The sequence below is a fragment of the Bacillus sp. 05T22 genome (assembly GCF_056396765.1).
Genome location: NZ_JBFTMC010000308.1, coordinates 1 through 365, shown reverse-complemented (window position 1 = coordinate 365; position 365 = coordinate 1). Strand labels below are relative to the sequence as shown.

1 protein-coding gene is annotated in these 365 nt (G+C 38.4%); it reads right to left on the bottom strand.

From position 1 onward, the window contains the following. Positions 1 to 365, bottom strand: a 365-nt coding sequence (locus AC1DIT_RS28620; RefSeq protein WP_476998641.1) for a Cna B-type domain-containing protein, incomplete at both ends; no start/stop codon positions are given.

The following is a 365-nucleotide window of genomic DNA, read 5'->3' as shown; positions in this document are numbered from 1 at the left end:
GTATTCGTGATGTCATAACCTTTTACTTCTGTTTGATATCCGTCTACTGCTTGTTCTTTTACTTCATACTTGTATGCCTTTCCTTCGGCATCGTATGCTGCTAAATCTTCAAATTCATATTTCCAGTCTGTTGCTTTGCTTACTTCTTGCGTTGCAATCACTTGGCCATTTTGTAGTAAGTCTACTTTAATTGCTTTCGGACGATCTTTCGCATTATCGTCTTTCCATGTCTTCGTTCCTTCTACTTTTGTTTGACCAACCTTTGTATTCGTGATGTCATAACCTTTTACTTCTGTTTGATATCCGTCTACTGCTTGTTCTTTTACTTCATACTTGTATGCCTTTCCTTCGGCATCGTATGCTGC